This window comes from Streptomyces sp. MMG1121 (genome assembly GCF_001280015.1).
Taxonomy (GTDB): domain Bacteria; phylum Actinomycetota; class Actinomycetes; order Streptomycetales; family Streptomycetaceae; genus Streptomyces.
This window is the reverse complement of sequence record NZ_LGDV01000014.1, coordinates 1-3,450: the sequence shown is the minus strand read 5'-3', so window position 1 is coordinate 3,450 and position 3,450 is coordinate 1. Positions and strand designations below refer to the sequence as shown.

Annotated in this window: 5 protein-coding genes; 2 read left to right on the top strand and 3 right to left on the bottom strand. The window is 69.9% G+C overall.

What is annotated here, in order from left to right; translation table 11 throughout:
- The coding region (locus ADK64_RS46950; protein ID WP_234384451.1) for a hypothetical protein at positions 1-190 on the top strand (190 nt) is incomplete at its 5' end.
- Between the two features lie 141 nt (positions 191-331).
- Here the strand turns inward: ADK64_RS46950 and ADK64_RS03900 are convergent.
- Complete coding sequence (locus tag ADK64_RS03900) at positions 332-1,339, bottom strand: stage II sporulation protein M (protein ID WP_053654809.1); 1,008 nt, start codon at positions 1,337-1,339, stop codon at positions 332-334.
- Between the two features lie 150 nt (positions 1,340-1,489).
- Here ADK64_RS03900 and ADK64_RS03895 point away from each other — a divergent pair, with 150 nt between their 5' ends.
- Entirely contained in the window at positions 1,490-2,458 is a 969-nt protein-coding gene (locus tag ADK64_RS03895) for an RDD family protein (RefSeq protein WP_199829476.1), read from the top strand.
- Between the two features lie 58 nt (positions 2,459-2,516).
- Here ADK64_RS03895 and ADK64_RS03890 read toward each other — a convergent pair whose 3' ends face one another.
- Both ADK64_RS03890 and ADK64_RS42420 read right to left on the bottom strand, forming a co-directional pair.
- Positions 2,517-3,131 carry a hypothetical protein gene (locus ADK64_RS03890; protein WP_053654807.1) on the bottom strand — a complete coding sequence of 205 codons (615 nt, stop codon included), beginning with the start codon at positions 3,129-3,131 and terminating at the stop codon, positions 2,517-2,519.
- Between the two features lie 220 nt (positions 3,132-3,351).
- A partial coding sequence (locus ADK64_RS42420) for an adenosylhomocysteinase (protein WP_159046155.1) occupies positions 3,352-3,450 on the bottom strand: 99 nt, incomplete at its 5' end.

Here is a 3,450-nt window from a genome sequence, read left to right as displayed (position 1 = left end):
CTTCGGTGTTTCCGACTCTATCAGATCTTTTCTCGATCCGATTTCCTCGGTGCTTTCCAGGTTCCCGCTCTCGCGTTTCCCTTTCCGGCGGTTCCGACTTTATCAGAAGTTCTTGGCCGGTCTGACCGGCCGCTCATTTCTGAGTAATCGGAGGCGCTTCTTCGAGATGCCGTTTCTGACATCTTCTTGAGGAAGCTCGTAGATTCTATCGTTCGCCGCCGAACTTGTCCAGTTCCAGGCAACCGTTTGAATCTACCTCCCCACGCCATCCGTGTCAACGGGTCTTGTGGGGCGAAGAGGAGACTAGCAGCTCACAGGGGTCGAACGCACATCAGGCAGCGGTGGGGACGGTGGCGCTGCGGTCCGTCGCGTCGAGGTCACCTGTCTCGCCGGCGCGTACCGCTCGGCCGCCCAGGACATAGACGTACGTCAGGAATGCCAGCTCGGCCACGACGCCTATGCCTATTCGCGCCCAGGTGGGCAGGCCGGAAGGGGTGACGAAGCCTTCGATGGCGCCGGAGACGAAGAGAACGAGGGCGAGGCCTATCGCCATGCCCACCGCTGCCCTTCCCTCCTCGGCGAGAGCGATGCGCCGGGTGCGGGGGCCGGGGTCTATGAGGGTCCAGCCCAGGCGCAGTCCCGTGCCGGCGGCGACGAATACGGCGGTCAGTTCGAGCAGGCCGTGCGGGAGGACCAGTCCGAGGAATGTGCCGAGTCGGCCGGCAGAGGACATCAGGCCGAATCCCACGCCTAGATTCAGCATGTTCTCGAACAGGATCCACAGGACAGGCAGGCCCAGGAAGACACCCAGGACCAGGCACATCGCGGCTGCCTGGGCATTGTTCGTCCACACCTGGGCGGCGAAGGCGGCCGCGGGGTGGCTGGAGTAGTACGTCTCGTACTCGCCGCCTGGGCGGGTCAGGTCGCGCAGTTGGCTGGGTGCCGCGATGGACGACTGCACGTCCGGGTGGGAGCCGATCCACCAGCCCAGGAGGATCGCGACGACCGTGGAGACCAGTGCCGTGGGTACCCACCAGTGGCGTGCGCGATAGACCGCGGCAGGAAAGCCCTGGCCCAGGAAGCGTGTGACGTCACGCCATGAGGCGCGGCGGGTGCCTGTGACAGCGCTACGCGCGCGTGCCACCAGCTGACTCAGCCGTCCCGTCAGCTGCGGGTCCGGGGCGCTGGACTGGATGAGGGAGAGGTGAGTGGCGGTGCGCTGGTAGAGCGTGACGAGTTCGTCGGCTTCGGCGCCGTTGAGGCGGCGCCGACGGCGGAGCAGGGCGTCGAGGCGGTCCCATTCAGCTCGGTGTGCGGAGACGAAGACGTCCAGGTCCATCGGGTCTGCCTGCTCCTCGGCTGGTCGTCGACAGCTCGTCCGCTCGTCGTGGATGCTCGCGTTTGCTGTCAGGTTGTCGTACTGCGGCGCGATGCGCCCACAGCTTGGCAGACTTGCGGTACCGAGGGCAGATCAGGAAGGGCGGCGGGCGTGAGTGAGCTGGTGACGGGCGAGGCGGTGGCGCTCGAACTGCGGCCGGCGAAGCTGCCGAGCAGGGCACTGGCCGTGTTGCTCGACCTGATGGTGGCCGTGATCGCGTACACCGTCGTCACCGTGGTGCTGGTGGTGTCGACGGCTTCTTTGGACGGGGCCGCGCAGGTGGCGCTGTCGATCGCGACGTTCTTGCTGGTGCTGGTCGGCGGGCCGATCGCGGTGGAGACGCTGAGTCATGGGCGTTCGCTGGGGAAGCTGGCGTTCGGGCTCCGGGTGGTGCGGGACGACGGTGGGCCGATCCGGTTCCGGCATGCGCTGGTGCGGGGTGCGATCGGTGTGGTCGAGATCCTGCTGACGTTCGGCGTGGTGGCCTGCATCGCCTCGCTGGTGTCCGCGCGGGGCCGACGGCTCGGCGATGTGTTCGCGGGCACGCTGGTGGTGCGTGAGCGGATACCCACCGGTCAGGCCGGTTTCGTGCCGCCCCCGCCGCCATGGCTCGCGGGACGGTTCGCCGGGCTGGACCTGTCGGCGGTGCCGGACGGGCTGTGGCTCGCCGTGCGGCAGTACCTGACGCGGATGCCTCAGCTCGATCCGCGGGTTTCCGTGGGTATGGCGCAACGGCTCGCGGCCGACCTCGGGGAGCGTACGGGCGCGTCGGTGCCGCAGGATCTGCCGCCGGCCGCTTTTCTCGCGGCCGTGGTGCACGAGCGGCAGTCGCGTGAGGCCCGGCAGGCGTTCGGCGCCGGAGGTTTCGCCCCGCCGGCTACCCGGCCCGGGGCTGCGGCCGCGCAGGCCGGCTATCAGCCGCCCGTTCCTGCGGAGGGCCGGCCTCGGTACGCCGCTCAGCCGACCGGGCCGCAGGACTGGGCTGGGCGGCCGCAGGCTCCTGTCGTGCCGTCGGCCGCGCCGCCGCGGGACGAGTCGTCGGCCGACCGACCGTCCACCGGATTCGCCCCGCCTGCGTAGAGCGGGGGTCCGAGGAGTTCGCGGCGATCGCCTTCTCTGCGCCCGGGTCTCTCCGCGTTCAGTCGAACGTCGACGGCGGTGACTCGAGGTCCTCCAGTTCGATCCCGGGCGCGGTCAGGACCACGTCGCCGGCGATGTGGACGCTGTGCCGTTCACCGGTGTCCAGGGCTGTGACCTGGTATTCGTCCACGGTCAGGGGGCCTTTGTCAGTGGCGTGTGCTTCGCTGTTCACCAAGGCCCAGGACTGGTCCACGGTGCGGGGGGCGAGGACCGGATCCGTGAAGGCGACCAGGCGTACGCGGGTCGCGGCGGACGAGGGGGTGAGGCGCAGGAGACGAGCGGTGGCGATGAGGAACGCGGGGGACGTGCCGGTGAAGGCGTGGGCGCGCACATTGCCTTCGGTGGCATGGGTTCCGGTGGGGTCGGTGCGGACCCAGGTGACGCCGTCGAGGGCGGCGCCGCGTACCTGCCAGCCTCCCGCGTGCAGTTCGAGGCGGATGGGGCGGCCGAGGTCGTCCAGGGCGAGATCGACCGAGCCGCGGTGGTCTCCGGCGGGGCTGGTCAGCCGGGAGACGTAGCGCCAGCCGGACGGACCGGGGGCGCATTGGAAGTGTTCTTCTGCGAAGGGGGTGTGATCGTGCGGATCGTGGAGCGAATAACGGCCGCGGGGCATGGGGGTCCTGGGGATTGACGGGCTGACGGTCCGGGCGGGCTGACCGCAGAAGTCGGGCGGTCGCCGCGGGTGCGTCCGGCCGCGGCCGGTTCGCGCGGCCGGAGAAAGAGGCAGGCCCCCGGCACGGGGGTGCGGGGGCCTGCCTCGGAGGACCTGCTGTCGGGGAGCGCGGTGGTGCACCGGCGCGCTCCCCGGCGGGCGGGACCAGGGAACCGCCGGCTCAGTAGCGGTAGTGGTCCGGCTTGTACGGGCCGTCGACCTCGACGCCGATGTACGCGGCCTGCTCCGGGCGCAGCGTGGTGAGCTTGACGCCGAGCGA

Coding starts and splice junctions, on each gene's coding strand:
- ADK64_RS03890 (WP_053654807.1), bottom strand. CDS start 3,131: ATGCCCCGCGGCCGTTATTCGCTCCACGATCCGCACGATCACACCCCC.
- ADK64_RS03900 (WP_053654809.1), bottom strand. CDS start 1,339: ATGGACCTGGACGTCTTCGTCTCCGCACACCGAGCTGAATGGGACCGC.